A 14879-nucleotide genomic window follows, 5' to 3' on the forward strand; every position below is an offset into this window, starting at 1 on the left:
GCGCAGCCACATCCGCTACGAGGCGGGGCTCGCCCAGCGTCTCGCCCCCCGGGGAAGCTCGGGGAGAACGGCCGTCACGCCAGCAGATCGACCCGCCGCCCCACTCCCGCCCGTTCCGCCGCCCCGTATGCCGACCACGCCAGTGCCAGGTCCTGCCAGGGCAGCCCGACCGGCGCGTAGACGCTCCGGCTTCCGGTGCTCGCCCGCCCCGGGTGGTCGCCCCGCAGGACGTCCGCCAGCTCGGCGTCAGCAGCGGTCGAGGGCAGGCCGGCAGCCGCCAGAGCGCCGGTGCTCGCGGCGAGTTCGCGGTCGTCCACCACGAGGAGCGCGGCGCGCAGCAGATCGGCGGCGAGCTCCTGCTTGCCGGGCTCGTCGGCGCCCAGACTCGTGAAGTGCTGGCCGTCCCGGGTGTCCGAGAGCCGCAGCAGGGGCTCCCGGGCCCAGGTGGCCAGCAGTACGGTGTCGGCGGCCGCCGCGATCTCCGGTGCCGAGGCCGCCGTCCGGCCGGTGTGCCGTGCGGCGAACTCCTCGGCCCGGCCGGCGTCCGTGTCATGGACGACGAGGTCGCTCCAGGGCCGTAGTTCGGCAAGTCCGCGCAGAGTCAGTTCCGCCTGGGCGCCCGCGCCGACCACTCCGAGGACGGCTCCGGGGCCGGCCAGGGCATGCGTACCCAGGGCCGCCGCGAGCCCCGTGCGCCATGCCGTCACCGTGGCCGAGTCGAGCAGCGCGAGGAGTTCGCCGTCCCGCCCGCTGTGCAGGCAGATCACTCCGCGCAGGGCGGGCCGGGCGCCGGGGAACTTGGCGTTGACCTTCACCGTGTACGCCTCGATGCCCGGCAGGACGCCGGGGATCAGGGCGGTGGCCGTGCCGGGGAACGGCAGGTCGGTGCGCACCCGCTGCCCGGCGACCGGGGCGTCCCGCGCGCGGAGGAAGCCCTCGCGCAACGCCTCCAGACAGGCCCCGGGTGCCAGCACCGCTTCCAGGTCACCGCGCGTCAGAACAAGAGTCACCCGTCCATGATCCGTCAGTGTTCGTGCGCGGACCCCGAGGCCGTCTCATGAGCGTGTTCGTGCGGCTCGTAGCCGGGAATCGTGCCGTCCGTCTTCTTCACCAGGAAGAGCCCCACCATCCCCATGTCGGAGTGGCTCTGCACATGGCAGTGATACATCCACGCACCGGCTCCGACGCCTTCGCCGGCGATCACCTGGAAGCCGAACGAGTCCGCGGGGCCGACGATCTTGTTGTCGATGACCTGGCTGGGGTCGTCGGGGCCGGTGAGCATGCCGGTGCGGTTGTCCGCCCAGCGGTGACCGTGCATGTGGAAGGTGTGGTAGTACTCGCCGTGCGTGATCATCACGATCTCGACCCGGTCGCCCACCGTGGCCTCGAAGTTGGGGCCGGTGTGCGCGGGCTTGTTGTTGATGAGCATGTCGTTGAAGACGATCGTGTGGGTCGCGTCCGGGAGGATGTCGCCCTTGCGCCGCACGATCACCGGCCCGTACAGGCCCTTGCGGATGCCGACGGTGCCGTGCTCGGTGCCGACGACATGGTCGTGGTAGTGCCAGTAACCGGCGCTGCCCGCCCGCCAGGTGCCGTCCTTGCGGCGGCCGGGGGCGTGGGTGCGCCAGGTGTAGGTGCGGGTGCCGCCCGGCTCGACGTCGCTCTTGTTCATCTTGGTTCCGTCGCTGGTGATCTCGTAGTCGAGGCCGTGGACGTGCAGGCTCACCGGTATGTCCATGGTGTTCTCGAACTCGATGTGCAGGGTGTCGCCCTCGTTGAGCTCGATCAGCGGGCCGGGGATGCTCGCCTTGCCCTTCTCCAGGCCGTAGCCCATCTGCCCGTCGGCGAGCTTCTCGGCGTACAGCTTGAGATGTCTGACCTCGCCTCCGGCCGGGGCGGTCCTCGGTGGTGTGTCAGCGCCGACGGCCTCGGGTACCGATGCCAGCGACAACGATGTCGCGACGGTGGCGCCGCCCAGCAGTACACGTCTGTTGAAGCTGCGTCTGTCCATGCCGAACTCCCCACGGCGGTACGGAAATTACGGGGATGAACCGCTGAGACGGTACCGGCCGCTCCCCCGTTTATCCACACCCAGGACAAAGTTCGTCCCGATGCGGTCATAGGTATTGGCCTGTCGGTCAAAGGGGTCTAGCTTCCTTCTCGCTGTTGCTGTGACCGTGGAGGTGCCCATGCACTTACGAGGGTTGAGCACGAGAAGACAGACCTGGGTGGCTGCCGTGACGGCAGGGATCGTCGGTGCCGGGCTGATGGCAGCCCCGGCGGCCGACGCGCGCCCTGCCCCGGAACCGCCCCTGACAACGATGTCCATCAAGTCGCCTCCGGGCGGCGCCAACGTACGGGTGCTCATCTTCTACGGGTCCGCCGCCTCCGGCGAGGAGTCGCCGCTGGTGAACGCCGGCATCGAGGCGATCGAGAAGATCGGCCTGTCGGGCCCGGCCGACCAGCGCTACAGGACCGAGGCCACCAACGACGCCTCGGTGTTCACGAACGAGACCAGGCTGAGCCGGTTCAATTCCATCGTGTTCCTGACCGGCGGCGGCGACGTCCTCGACCCGGAGCAGGAGGCGGGCCTGGAGTCGTACATGGAGGCGGGCGGCGGTTTCGTCGGCATCCATGACGCGGCCCGCGCCGAGCCGTACTCGGACTGGTTCACCGGCCTCGTCGGTGCCCGCCCGGCGGCCGGCGGCCCGACGAACGCGCAGCGCGCGGTCGTCGAGGTCGGCGACCGGCGGCATCCGGCCACCAAGGACCTGCCGGTCCAGTGGAAGCGGCCGGACAAGTGGCTGAACTGGACCAAGAACCCGTCGGGTTCGGTCCACACGGTCGCCCGGGTGCGGGAGGCCGGCTACCAGCCGGGTTCGAGCGCCAACGGCTGGGACCACCCGGTGAGCTGGTGCCGTGACTACGACGGCGGCCGCTCCTTCTACACGGGCATGGGCGGCACGGTGTCGTCGTACGACGAGACCGACTTCCGTGCGCATCTGCGCGGGGCCCTGCTGTGGACGAACCGGGTATCGCAGGCCGACTGCAAGGCCACCATCACCGGCAACTACAAGGCCGAGCGCCTCACCCAGGCCAATCAGCCGGGCCGGAACGACCAGATCGGCGAACCGCACGGCCTGGTCACGGCCCCCGACGGCCGGGTTCTGTACATCGGCCGGGGCGGCGCCGACTCCTCCCAGCCGGTGGTCACCGACTGGAACAACCCGGAGATCGGCAAGGGCAAGGGCGAGGTCCACGTCTACGACCCGAAGACCAAGAAGGTCACCCTGGCCGGGGCGTTGACGGTGTTCGGCAACAAGGGCGGCGGCGACGAGCTGATCAAGGTCGAGGAGGGCCTTCTCGGCATCGAGCTCGACCCGCGCTTCGAGGAGAACGGCTGGGTGTATCTGCACTACACCCCGCACTCGCAGCTCAACCGCGACACTCAGATCGCCGAGCGGCGGGTCTCCCGCTTCACGCTCGACCTGGCGACGAACAAGCTGGACCTGGGAAGTGAGAAGGTCCTGCTCAAGTGGCCGGTGCAGGTGCACAGTTGCTGCCACGCGGGCGGCGGGATGACCTGGGACTCCAAGGGCAACCTGTACATCGCGACCGGCGACAACAACTCCAGCGGGTTCAGCGGCGGTTACTCGGGCAACAACCCCGAGCCCAACTACAAGGGCGTCTCCTTCGCCGACGCGCGCCGCACCGCCGGCAACACCAACAACCTCAACGGCAAGATCCTGCGCATCCACCCGGAGCCGGACGGCACGTACACACTGCCGGCGGGCAACCTCTTCACCGGCCAGGAGCCGGACGAGGGCGGCGGGAAGACGCGCGGCGAGATCTATGTGATGGGCGTCAGGAACCCGGCGCGCATCTTCGTCGACAAGCAGACCGACATCCTGTACGCGGGCTGGGTCGGCCCCGACGCGGGCTCGCCGTCGACGACCTGGGGTCCGGCCAAGTACGACACGTTCGCCGTCATCACCAAGGCGAGCAACCGGGGCTGGCCGTACTGCATGGGCAACAAGCAGCCCTACCGGGACCGCAACCTGCCCGATCCGAGCAAGCCCCTGGGCTGGTACGACTGCAACCACCCGAAGAACGAGTCGCCGAACAACGACGGCCTCGTCAACCTTCCGCCGGTCACCGGCAACAACATCTGGTACTCGCCCCAGGGCGGCGCCCCGGACTTCCCGCGCGACGCGAACGGCGTGCCGTCGTACAAGCAGGAGGAGGCCACCTACTCGCTGCCGTGGCTCAAGGGCGGCGGCCAGGCCGCGATGAACGGGCCGGTCTACCGGTACGACGCGGCGAGCACGAGTGGCACCAAGTGGCCTGCCTACTGGGACGGCAAGTGGTTCGTCGGTGACTTCTACGACGCCGACCAGCCGCGCAACGCGGTGCTCACCGACCCCAAGACGCACGGGGACGGGGGTCTGCCGGTGCACTCGGAGTCGCTGAAGAAGATCGTGCCGATCGGCAACGACGGCATCAAGAACCTCATGGACTGGAAGTTCGGTCCGGACGGCGCGCTGTACGTGCTCGACTACGGCCGGGGCTTCTTCACCTCGGACCCCAAGTCGGCGCTGTGGCGGGTCACCTACACGGGCGGCGGGCCGACGCCGGCCGCCGACCAGCTGGCGAGGGGGGCGCAGTGACCCGGCAACGAAGAATGTGGGCGGCCCTGTTGGCCGCGCTGATGGTGGTGCTGGGACTCCAGGCGCTGCCCGCGACCGGACAGCCGCAACCGCAGCCCGAGGCGGCCGCCGCCGCACAGGTCCTGACCTGGACGGCCGGCGACGACATCACGAAGTACGGCTCGGCGCCGACGACCGCCGTGGCGGGCGCGACGACGATCGTCTTCGAGAACAGCGCGGCGACCGGCAACACCACCGGGATGCCGCACACGCTGACGTTCGACACCTCGGACCCCGAGTACAACAACGACGTCCAGCTGAACATCCTCGCCAACCCGAACGACGGCCAGGGCGGCAAGCACACCGCCGAGGTCACGCTCACCCCGGGCCGCTACCGCTACTACTGCACGATCCCCGGTCACGGGCAGATGCAGGGCATCCTGGTGGTGACCGAGGGCAACGGCGACGACACCACCGCGCCCGAGGCGTCGGCGCACGTCAGCGGGACGCAGAACGCGCAGGGGCAGTACGTCGGTTCGGCGAGCGTGGCGCTGCACGCCACCGACAACGAGGGCGGCTCCGGGGTCGACCGCGTCGAGTACGCGATCGGCGACGAGGGTGCCTGGCAGCCGTACACCACCCCGGTCGTCGTCGATCAGGTCGGCGATCACAAGATCCGCTACCGCGCGCTCGACAAGGCGGGCAACGTCTCCGCGGAGAAGAGCGTCTCGTTCACGGTCGTGGCGCCGCAGAGCGACGACACGACCGCGCCCGAGACGTCGGCGACGGTCAGCGGCGAGCAGAACCCCGACGGGACGTACGTCGCCATGGCGACCGTCACCGTCTCCGCCTCCGACACCGGTACCGGCGTCAACACCATCGAGTACGCGATCGGCTCCGGCGCCTGGCAGCCGTACACCGCGCCCGTGATGGTGCACGAGGTCGGCAGTCACACGGTGCGCTACCGGGCCACCGACAAGGCGGGGAACGTCGCGGCGGAGAAGAACGTGCAGTTCACGGTCGTGGCGGCGCCCCAGCCGGACAAGACCGCGCCGGTGACGGGTGTGACGGTCGAGGGTGCGAAGAACTCGTCCGGTGCCTACATCGGCAATGCCAAGGTGACCGTCACGGCGACCGACGAGCACCACGGCTCGGGCGTCGACCGGATCGAGTACTCGATCGACGGCGGGCCGTATCTCGCGTACACCGCCCCGGTGGTGGTCGACCGTGCGGGCACGCACACCCTCGGCTACCGGGCGACGGACAAGGCGGGCAACACCTCCGCGGCCCGTACGGTGACGTTCACCGTGGTGTCCAGTGAGGTGCCGGCACCCAACTGCGCCGAGTTCGACGAGCGGTTGACGGTGATCGTCGGCACGGTCGACTCGGGTGTGCCGAACCGGCTGACCAACAGCCGGTGCCGGATCAACGAGCTGATCGAGGACGAGAAGGAGTGGACGTCCCACGCGCTGTTCCTCAAGCACGTGACGGCGGTCCTGGACAAGCTCCTCAAGGACGGGGTCGTCGACCAGCGCGAGTACAACGCCATCCGGAAGGCGGCCCGCCAGTCCGGGATCGGCAAGCCCGGACAGACCGAGGGCTACCGCACGATCCTCGACGGCAGCGCGGCGTCGTTCGCGAAGTGGCAGCAGGTGGGCGGTGGCTCGTTCGCTCCGAACGGCGACGGCTCGATCACCTCGGGGACGACCAGGGCGGGCCTCGGCATGCTGTGGTTCCCGGAGCGCAAGTACGGCGACTTCTCGCTCAAGCTCCAGTGGCGTGACGACGCCCCGGGCACCGGCAACGCCAACTCCGGTGTGTTCGTGCGCTTCCCGTGGGTCCATGACCACCCCGAGGAGTCACGGCCGGAGTGGGTCGCCATCAAGTACGGGCACGAGGTACAGGTCTTCGACCGTCCTGACGGCGACATGTACAAGACCGGTTCGCTCTACGGCTTCGACCGGGTGGGGCTCGCCGGTGCCGGCGTCACCCAGAAGGGCACGTGGAACGACTACGAGATCCGGGTGGTCGACCAGCACTACTCGGTCTACCGCAACGGTGTGCTGATCAACGAGTTCGACAACACCGGTGGCCAGGACTTCGTCCCGCCCCGCTCGGACGATCCGGGCACGGACGGGCGGCGGTTCGCCTCCGGTTACGTCGGGCTCCAGGTGCACGGCACGACGGATGTGGTCTCGTACCGGGACGTCCGGATCAAGGAGCTGTAGGTTCCGGCGGCGTCTCCCTCGGCTCGTCCTCGGGAGGCGCCGCTTTCTTCGCCCGGCTCGGCTGTACCCGCTTGGGCTCACCCGGCATCTTCGGGTACTCGGGCGGGTACGGCAGATCGCCCAGCCCGTGGTCGCGCTCGTCCTTGTTGGCCAGCTCCAGCAGCGCGTCCAGGGAGAAGCGGTGGTCGTCCATGTCCGCGTGCACATCGCCGAGTTCGGCGAAGCGGGCGGGCATGGTGGTGATGTCGAAGTCCTGGGGGTGCGCGACGCCGACCTCGTCCCAGCGCAGGGGTGCGGAGACCGGGGCGTGCGGGCGGGGGCGTACGGAGTAGGCGGAGGCGATCGTGCGGTCGCGGGCCGTCTGGTTGTAGTCGACGAAGATGCGCTCGCCGCGCTCCTCCTTCCACCACTTGATCGTCACCTGCTGAGGCATCCGGCGTTCCAGCTCCCGGCCGACGGCGATCGCGGCGCGCCGGACCTGGGTGAAGGTCCAGCGCGGCTCGATGGGCACGAAGACGTGCAGACCACGGCCGCCGGAGGTCTTGGGCCAGCCGCGCAGGCCGCCGAACTCGTCGAGGACGGCGCGCAGTTCGTGGGCGGCGGTGACGGCGTCGTCGAAGTCGGTGCCGGGCTGCGGGTCGAGGTCGATGCGCAGTTCGTCGGGGCTGTCGACGTCGTCGCGGCGGACCGGCCACGGGTGGAAGGTGAGGGTGCCGTACTGGGCGGCCCACAGGACGGCGGCCTCCTCGGTGGGGCACATCTCGTCGGCGCTGCGGCCGCTGGGGAAGGTGATGTGGGCGCGGGGGATCCAGTCGGGCATGTTCTTGGGCGCACGCTTCTGGTAGAACCACTCGCCGTTCAGACCGTCCGGGTAGCGCTGCAGGGTGGTGGGGCGGTCGCGCAGGGCGCGCAGGATGCCGGGGCCGACGGCGATGTAGTAGCGGGCGAGGTCCAGCTTGGTGTAGCCGTGTTCCGGGAAGAAGATCTTGCCCGGGTTGGACAGGCGTACCGTCCGCCCGGCCACCTCCAGCTCCACCGCTTCGCCCATGCGAGCCACGGTAGGCGCACGGCGCATCGCTCGCACACCGGGCGGCGGCCGCCGTATGCGAGCAGAATCGACAGCATGGACCTGCCGGTGATGCCGCCTGTGAAGCCGATGCTCGCCAAGTCGGTGGCGAAGATCCCGCCGGGCATGCAGTACGAGGCGAAGTGGGACGGGTTCCGGGCGATCGTGTTCCGCGACGGGGACGAGGTCGAGCTGGGCAGCCGTACCACGAAGTCGCTGACCAGGTACTTTCCCGAGCTGGTCGAGGGGCTGAAGGAGCGGTTGCCGCAGCGGTGCGTGCTGGACGGGGAGATCGTGATCGCCCGGGAGGGGCGGCTGGACTTCGACGCGCTCACCGAGCGCATCCACCCGGCGGACTCGCGGGTGCGGACGCTGGCGGAGCGGACCCCGGCGTCGTTCGTGGCGTTCGACCTGCTCGCCCTCGCGGACGAGTCCTTGGTGGAGACCCCGCTGGCGGACCGGCGGGCGCTGCTGACGATGGCATTGTCCGGGGTGTCGTCACCGGTGCACGTGGCCCCGGCGACGACGGACGTCGCGACGGCGCAGAGCTGGTTCGAGCAGTACGAGGGGGCGGGTCTTGACGGGGTGATCGCGAAGCCGCTGACGCTGCGCTACCTCCCGGACGAGCGGGCCATGTTCAAGATCAAGCACGAGCGCACGGCGGACGTCGTCGTCGCGGGCTACCGGCTGCACAAGAGCGGGCCGATCGTGGGTTCCCTGCTGCTCGGGCTCCACGACGACCGCGGCACGCTCCAGCACGTGGGGGTGTCGGCCGCGTTCTCGATGAAGCGGCGGGCCGAGCTGATCGAGGAGCTGGAGCCGCTGCGGATGGAGGATGCCACGGGGCATCCCTGGGCGGCGTGGGCCGAGGAGGCGGCGCACGAGTCGGCCCGGCTGCCGGGCGCCCCGAGCCGCTGGTCGGGCAAGAAGGACCTGTCCTGGGTGCCGCTGCGGCCGGAGCGGGTGGCCGAGGTGGCGTACGACCACATGGAGAACGGCGTGCGCTTCCGGCACACGGCCCGCTTCCGCCGCTGGCGCCCGGACCGCACGCCGGACAGCTGCACGTACGCGCAGCTGGAGGAGCCGGTGCGCTACGACCTCGGGGCGATCTTCGGCCCACAGGCCTGACCGCCCGGGGCGTTCCCGCCCGGCCGGTCAGGGCTTCATCAGCACCTTCACCGCGCCGTCCTGCTTCTGCTGGAACATCTCGTAGGCGTGCGGGGCGTCGCTCAACGGCACGCGGTGGGTGGCGAAGTCGTCCACGCCGAGAGGGTCCTCGTCCGTGAGGTACGGCAGGATGTCGTCGGTCCAGCGGCGCACGTTGGCCTGGCCCATCCGTATCTGGATCTGCTTGTCGAACAGCGTGAGCAGCGGGATCGGGTCCGCCGTGCCGCCGTACACGCCGGACAGCGAGATCGTGCCGCCGCGCCGCACCAGGTCGATCGCCGTGTAGAGGGCGGCCAGCCGGTCGACGCTGAAGCGCTCGGCGAGCGGCGCGCCCAGTTTGCGCGGCAGCAGTGCCGAGGCCTGCTGGGCGAGCCGGGCCGCGGCGCTGCCGTGGGCCTCGGTGCCGACCGCGTCGATGACGGCGTCGGGGCCGCGGCCGTCGGTACGGTCACGGATGGCGGCGACGAGTTCCTTCTCGTCGTCGAAGCTCCTGAGGTCGAACGTCTCCACGCCCCGGTCGCGTGCCCGCCGCAGCCGTTCGGGCACCAGGTCCACGCCGAACACCCGCTCCGCGCCCGTCACCCGGGCGACGCGGCAGGCCATGTCGCCGATGGGACCGAGGCCGAGCACCGCGACGCTGCCGCCCTCGGGGACCTCGGCGTAGCGGACCGCCTGCCAGGCGGTGGGCAGCACGTCGGAGAGGTAGACGAACCGGTCGTCGGCCGGCCCGTCCGGGATCTTGATCGGCCCGAACTGCGCCTGCGGAACCCGCAGGTACTCGGCCTGGGCGCCCGGCACTGCGCCGTACAGCCGGGTGTAGCCGAACAGGGCGGCGCCCATGCCCTCACCGGTGACCTGGGTGGTCTCGCACTGGGTGGGCAGCCCGGTCAGGCACATCCAGCAGTTGCCGCAGGCGATCTGGAACGGCACCACGACCCGGTCGCCGGCCTGGAGGTCCGGCACTCCCGCGCCGACCTCCTCGACGACCCCGATGGGCTCGTGCCCGAGGATGTCCCCCGGCGTCATGAACGGTGTGAGCACCTCGTACAGATGCAGATCGGAGCCGCACAACCCGCTGGAGGTGATGCGGACGACCGCGTCCGTCGGCTCCTGGATCCCGGGATCGGGCACGGTCTCCACCCGTACGTCCCGCTTTCCCTGCCAGGTCACTGCCCTCATCGCCCGCGCTCCCTCCGGTCGTCCGCGCACGGCGCTCGTACGGTGGGCGACCCGGGTACCCCGGCGCTCCCGGGCCGAATCGCCGACGGGCGGACCCCAGAGCCGTCCCCGAGGCAATACCTGTCGGCCGACCGGCTGTCGATGCCAGGGCCGATCGGCGGAACCGCGAGGAGCGCCGGGCCTCATCGGGTATGCAACCTATTAACAGATAAGCGCACAATTGATGACATGAACCGGGCGGGTGGCTACGGGTGACGACGGTGAGCAGGCAACGACCGGCGCGCGCAAGACGCGCCACGACCATGACCGGACTGCTGGCCGCCACCCTGGCGGCCTCCCTGGCCGCGGGATGCACGACGTCCGACGGCCCCCGCGACGACGGCCGCGGCCGGAGCAGTTCCCCGGCGGGCGACGGCGAGAGCCGGGCGAAGGGCGGCTCCGTACTGGCCGTGAAGATCGACAACTCCCGCAACGCACGGCCGCACACCGGCCTCAACGAGGCGGACATCGTGTACGTCGAGCCGGTCGAGGGCGGACTCAGCCGTCTGATGGCGGTGTACGCGCAGAAGCTGCCCAAGGCCGTCGGGCCGGTGCGCAGCGCCCGTGAGACCGACCTGGAGCTGCTGCGCCAGTTCGACCGGCCGACGCTCGCCTTCTCCGGCGCACAGGGCAAGCTCCTGCCGAAGATCGACCAGGCACCACTGAAGGCGGAGCCGCCCGGCAAGGCGTCCACCGCGTACTTCCGCAGCAAAATGCGGCCCTCCCCGCACAACCTCTACCTGCGGCCGAACCGGCTGATGGCCGAGCCACCGGGCACAGCTGCCCTGACAACGGGCTTCCGCTTCGGTTCCGCCCCCGCCGGGGGCAAGCCGATCACCACGCAGAAGGTGACCTACGACGCCGCCCGGTACACCTTCACCTGGTCCAGGAGCCAGGGCCGCTGGGTGGTCGGCATGGACGGCAAGGCGGCCGGTACGACGGACGGCAAGCGGGTCATGGCCGGCACGGTCGTCGTGCAGTACGTGAAGGTGCGCAAGTCCACGTTCCACGACAAGCTCGGCCACTACACGCCGTACACCGAGACGGTCGGCTCCGGAAAGGCACGGGTGCTGCGCGACGGGCGGGCCTACGACGTCAAGTGGAAGCGCGCGAAGGCGTCGGACGGCACGACCTTCACGACGAACAGCGGCAAGCGGATGAACTTCCAGCACGGCCAGGTGTGGGTGGTGTTCGCGAACGCGTCCTGAGGGTCCGGCCCGGGCATCCGGGCCGGGATCAGGGTTGGCCGACGAGGGGCTCCGCCGGATGGCGCAGCCCCTCGGCCGCGTCCGCCACCCGCCTGATCAGGTCGAAGAAGAGGGCCTGCTCCTCGCCGGAGAGCGGGGCCAGGAAGACCTGGTTCATCCGGGCCGTGCGCACGGTCAGCTTCTTGTGGGTGCGCAGCCCCTCGTCCGTGAGGCGCAGCAGGAAGCGGCGGCCGTCCTGGGGGTCGCGGACCTTGTCGAGCAGCCCGCGCCGGCCGAGCCGGCTGATCACCTCGGCGATCGTCGACCGGTCGAGCCCGACCCGCTCCCCCACCGTCCGCTGGTCGAGGCCCGGCTCGGCGACGAGGGTGTTGAGCACGGCGAACTGGGGCGAGGTGATCTCCTCGGAGACCATCGTGTTCCACAGCAGGTAGTGCGCCTGCTGGAGCCGCCGGGCCAGGTGCCCGGGGTGGGTGGTGAGGTCCACGGCGGCCATGCGCGCTCCCCTGGTCGTTTTCGTCGGTGCACTGAACAATACCCGGCCTTGCGATGACTGTCTGCGGCCCGGCCGATCCGGCAAGCCTCACATTTACCGAGGTCTTGACGGGTTCCCGCTCCGGTGGCAGCGTGAGGAAGGACTTCGCAGAAATAATCAGTGCCCTGACTAATTCGGGTGCTGGGAGCTCGGAAGAGATGGGGCTTCTCGGATGGACAAGGTGGTCGCCACGGCCCTGGAGGCGGTGGCCGATGTCGGTGACGGCGTGTCGCTCGCGGTGGGTGGCTTCGGGCTGAGCGGTGTGCCGAACGTACTGATCCAGGCCCTGTACGAGCGTGGTGTGTCCGGCCTGTCGGTCGTCTCGAACAACTGCGGGGCGATGGAGTCCGGCCTCGCGGTGCTGCTGTCGGCGGGCCGGATCGCCCGGGTGACCGGCTCCTACATCGGCGCGAACAAGGAGTTCGCCCGCCAGTACCTGGCCGGGGAGCTGGAGGTGGAGATGATCCCGCAGGGCACGCTGGCCGAGCGGCTGCGGGCCGGCGGGGCCGGGATCCCCGCGTTCTACACGCCGGCCGGGGTGGGCACGCAGGTCGCGGAGGGCGGGCTGCCCTGGCGCTACGACGGCTCCGGCGGGGTCGCGCTCGCCTCCCCGCCGAAGGAGGTGCGGGAGTTCGACGGCACCGAGTACGTGCTGGAGCGCGGCATCCGGACCGACTTCGCGCTGGTGCGGGCCGCGAAGGGCGACCGGCACGGGAACCTGGTGTTCAACAGGTCCACCCGGAACTTCAACCCGCTGGCCGCGATGGCCGGGCGGGTGACGATCGCCGAGGTCGAGGAACTCGTGGAGCCGGGTGCGATCGACCCGGACGCGGTGCATCTGCCGGGGATCTTCGTGCAGCGGGTCGTGGCGCTCACCCCGGAGCAGGCCGCCGACAAGGGCATCGAGCAGCGCACGGTTTCCGTGCCCCAGGCACGAGGGACGGAGAACTGATCATGGCGTGGACGCGGGAAGAGATGGCCGCGCGGGCCGCTCGCGAGCTCGAGGACGGCCAGTACGTCAATCTCGGCATCGGACTGCCGACCCTGATCCCGAACTATCTCCCCAAGGGTGTGGAGGTGATCCTGGAGTCCGAGAACGGCATCCTGGGCACCGGCCCCTACCCCACCGAGGACCAGGTCGACCCCGACCTGATCAACGCCGGCAAGGAGACCGTCACGGTCCTGCCCGGCGCCTCCTTCTTCGACTCGGCGCTGTCGTTCTCGATGATCCGCGGCGGGCACATCGACGTGGCCGTGCTGGGCGCCATGCAGGTCTCGCAGACCGGTGACCTGGCGAACTGGGCGATCCCCGGCAAGATGATCACCGGCATCGGCGGGGCGATGGACCTGGTGCACGGCGCCCGCAAGGTCATCGTCGTGATGACCCACACCGCCAAGGACGGCTCGGCGAAGATCCTCACCGAGTGCGCGCTGCCGCTGACCGGCAAGGCGTGCGTGAACCGGATCATCACCGACCTCGGCGTCCTGGACATCACCGACGACGGACTGCACCTCGTCGAGAGGGCACCCGGCGTGAGCACGGACGAGATCGTCGCGAAGACCGACGCCAAGCTCACCGTCACGGAGGGCCCGCTGTGAAGACCGTCTACATCGTCGATGCCGTACGCACACCGTTCGGCAGGTACGGCGGTTCACTCGCGCCGGTCCGCCCGGACGACCTGGCCGCTCACGCGATCCGCGAACTGCTGGGCCGTACGCCCGGCTTGGACCCGTCCCGGGTCGAGGACGTGTACTTCGGCAACGCCAACGGCGCGGGCGAGGAGAACCGCAACGTCGGCCGGATGGCCGCCCTGCTGGCCGGACTGCCCACCTCCGTACCGGGCGTGACGGTCAACCGGCTGTGCGCCTCCGGCCTCGAAGCCGTGATCCAGGCCGCCCGCGCCATCGCCGTCGGGGACGCCTCCGTCGCCGTGGCCGGTGGTGTGGAGTCCATGACGAGGGCGCCGTACGTGCTGCCCAAGTCCGACCGGCCCTTCCCCGCCGGGCACACGGAGCTGTACTCCACCACCCTGGGCTGGCGCATGGTCAACCCGCGGATGGAACCGCAGTGGACCGTCCCGCTCGGCGAGTCCGCCGAGCTGATCGCGGACAAGCACAAGATCGGCCGGGAGCAGCAGGACGAGTACGCGCTGGCCTCGCACCTCAAGGCGGCGAAGGCACAGCAGGCCGGCCTGTTCGACGCCGAACTGGCACCCGTGTCGATCCCGCAGCGCAAGGGCGACCCGGTCGCCTTCACCGCCGACGAGTGCGTACGTCCCGACGCCTCCCTGCCGGCGATGGCCCGGCTCAAGCCGTCCTTCCGCACGGAGAACGGCACGGTCACCGCGGGCAACGCCTCACCCCTCAACGACGGCGCCGCCGCCCTGCTGCTGACCGACGAGGAGGGCCTCGGGGCCACCGGCCGCGAGCCGCTCGCCCGGATCTCCGCCACCGGCGTGTCCGCACTCGACCCGCACTACTTCGGCCTCGCCCCCGTCGAGGCCGTCAACCGGGCCCTCACCAAGGCCGGCAAGAACTTCGGCGACCTGGACGTGCTGGAGCTGAACGAGGCGTTCGCCGCCCAGGTGCTGGGCTGTGTCGCCGAGTGGCCCGAGTTCGACCCGGCGATCCTCAACCCGCAGGGCGGCGCCATCGCCCTCGGCCACCCACTCGGCGCCTCCGGTGCCCGCCTCGCCGGCACCGTCGCCCACCAACTCGCCCGCAAGGGCACCGGGACCGGCGTCGCCACCCTCTGCATCGGCGTCGGCCAGGGCCTCGCCCTCGTCCTGGAGCGTTAGGAACCCGAGGAACTCC

General features: G+C 70.4%; 12 protein-coding genes. 7 read left to right on the top strand and 5 right to left on the bottom strand.

From position 1 onward, the window contains the following. Positions 1–74: 74 nt before the first annotated feature. Together CP983_RS06740 and CP983_RS06745 are read right to left on the bottom strand one after the other, a co-directional pair. The gene (locus CP983_RS06740; RefSeq protein WP_150498922.1) at positions 75–1010 is read right to left on the bottom strand and encodes an ornithine cyclodeaminase family protein; all 936 of its coding nucleotides are present in this window, start codon (positions 1008–1010) and stop codon (positions 75–77) included. Between the two features lie 14 nt (positions 1011–1024). After that, positions 1025–2011 carry a multicopper oxidase domain-containing protein gene (locus CP983_RS06745; RefSeq protein WP_107908224.1) on the bottom strand — a complete coding sequence of 329 codons (987 nt, stop codon included), beginning with the start codon at positions 2009–2011 and terminating at the stop codon, positions 1025–1027. 178 nt (positions 2012–2189) lie between these two features. On the opposite strand from CP983_RS06745, the gene CP983_RS06750 reads away from it, so the two are divergent. Together CP983_RS06750 and CP983_RS06755 are read left to right on the top strand one after the other, a co-directional pair. Next, positions 2190–4667, top strand: a complete 2478-nt coding sequence (locus tag CP983_RS06750) for a ThuA domain-containing protein (protein WP_189748473.1) — start codon at positions 2190–2192, stop codon at positions 4665–4667. A gap of 14 nt (positions 4668–4681) precedes the next feature. Continuing rightward, positions 4682–6874: an OmpL47-type beta-barrel domain-containing protein gene (locus CP983_RS06755; RefSeq protein WP_150506439.1), complete on the top strand. Its 2193-nt coding sequence runs from the start codon at positions 4682–4684 to the stop codon at positions 6872–6874. Here the strand turns inward: CP983_RS06755 and ligD are convergent. Further along, positions 6861–7922: a non-homologous end-joining DNA ligase gene (ligD, locus tag CP983_RS06760; protein ID WP_150498924.1), complete on the bottom strand. Its 1062-nt coding sequence runs from the start codon at positions 7920–7922 to the stop codon at positions 6861–6863. The genes CP983_RS06755 and ligD overlap by 14 nt on opposite strands. Before the next feature lie 75 nt (positions 7923–7997). Between ligD and CP983_RS06765 the strand changes: the two genes are divergently transcribed. Beyond that, the gene (locus tag CP983_RS06765) at positions 7998–9068 is read left to right on the top strand and encodes an ATP-dependent DNA ligase (RefSeq protein WP_107908221.1); all 1071 of its coding nucleotides are present in this window, start codon (positions 7998–8000) and stop codon (positions 9066–9068) included. A 27-nt stretch (positions 9069–9095) separates the two neighbouring features. On the opposite strand, the gene CP983_RS06770 is transcribed toward CP983_RS06765, so the two are convergent. Continuing rightward, positions 9096–10286 (bottom strand): zinc-dependent alcohol dehydrogenase, encoded by a 1191-nt coding sequence (locus CP983_RS06770; RefSeq protein WP_150498925.1) that lies wholly within the window; start codon positions 10284–10286, stop codon positions 9096–9098. A gap of 302 nt (positions 10287–10588) precedes the next feature. Between CP983_RS06770 and CP983_RS06775 the strand changes: the two genes are divergently transcribed. Further along, positions 10589–11533, top strand: coding sequence for a DUF3048 domain-containing protein (locus tag CP983_RS06775; protein WP_150498926.1), 945 nt, complete (start codon positions 10589–10591; stop codon positions 11531–11533). Between the two features lie 28 nt (positions 11534–11561). On the opposite strand, the gene CP983_RS06780 is transcribed toward CP983_RS06775, so the two are convergent. Further along, positions 11562–12026 (bottom strand): MarR family winged helix-turn-helix transcriptional regulator, encoded by a 465-nt coding sequence (locus CP983_RS06780; RefSeq protein ID WP_150498927.1) that lies wholly within the window; start codon positions 12024–12026, stop codon positions 11562–11564. Between the two features lie 211 nt (positions 12027–12237). On the opposite strand from CP983_RS06780, the gene CP983_RS06785 reads away from it, so the two are divergent. Genes CP983_RS06785 through CP983_RS06795 form a run of 3 tightly spaced genes read left to right on the top strand, consistent with a single transcriptional unit; the run spans position 12238 to position 14863 of the window. Then, positions 12238–13017 carry a CoA transferase subunit A gene (locus tag CP983_RS06785; RefSeq protein ID WP_107908218.1) on the top strand — a complete coding sequence of 260 codons (780 nt, stop codon included), beginning with the start codon at positions 12238–12240 and terminating at the stop codon, positions 13015–13017. Positions 13018–13019: 2 nt separating this feature from the next. Further along, on the top strand, positions 13020–13664 hold the full coding sequence (locus CP983_RS06790; RefSeq protein ID WP_150498928.1) for a CoA transferase subunit B: 645 nt from the start codon (positions 13020–13022) through the stop codon (positions 13662–13664). Then, complete coding sequence (locus CP983_RS06795) at positions 13661–14863, top strand: thiolase family protein (RefSeq protein WP_150498929.1); 1203 nt, start codon at positions 13661–13663, stop codon at positions 14861–14863. Before CP983_RS06790 ends, CP983_RS06795 begins: the two co-directional genes overlap by 4 nt. Positions 14864–14879 lie beyond the last annotated feature (16 nt).

The sequence above is a fragment of the Streptomyces chartreusis genome (genome assembly GCF_008704715.1).
Classification (GTDB): Bacteria; Actinomycetota; Actinomycetes; order Streptomycetales; family Streptomycetaceae; genus Streptomyces; species Streptomyces chartreusis.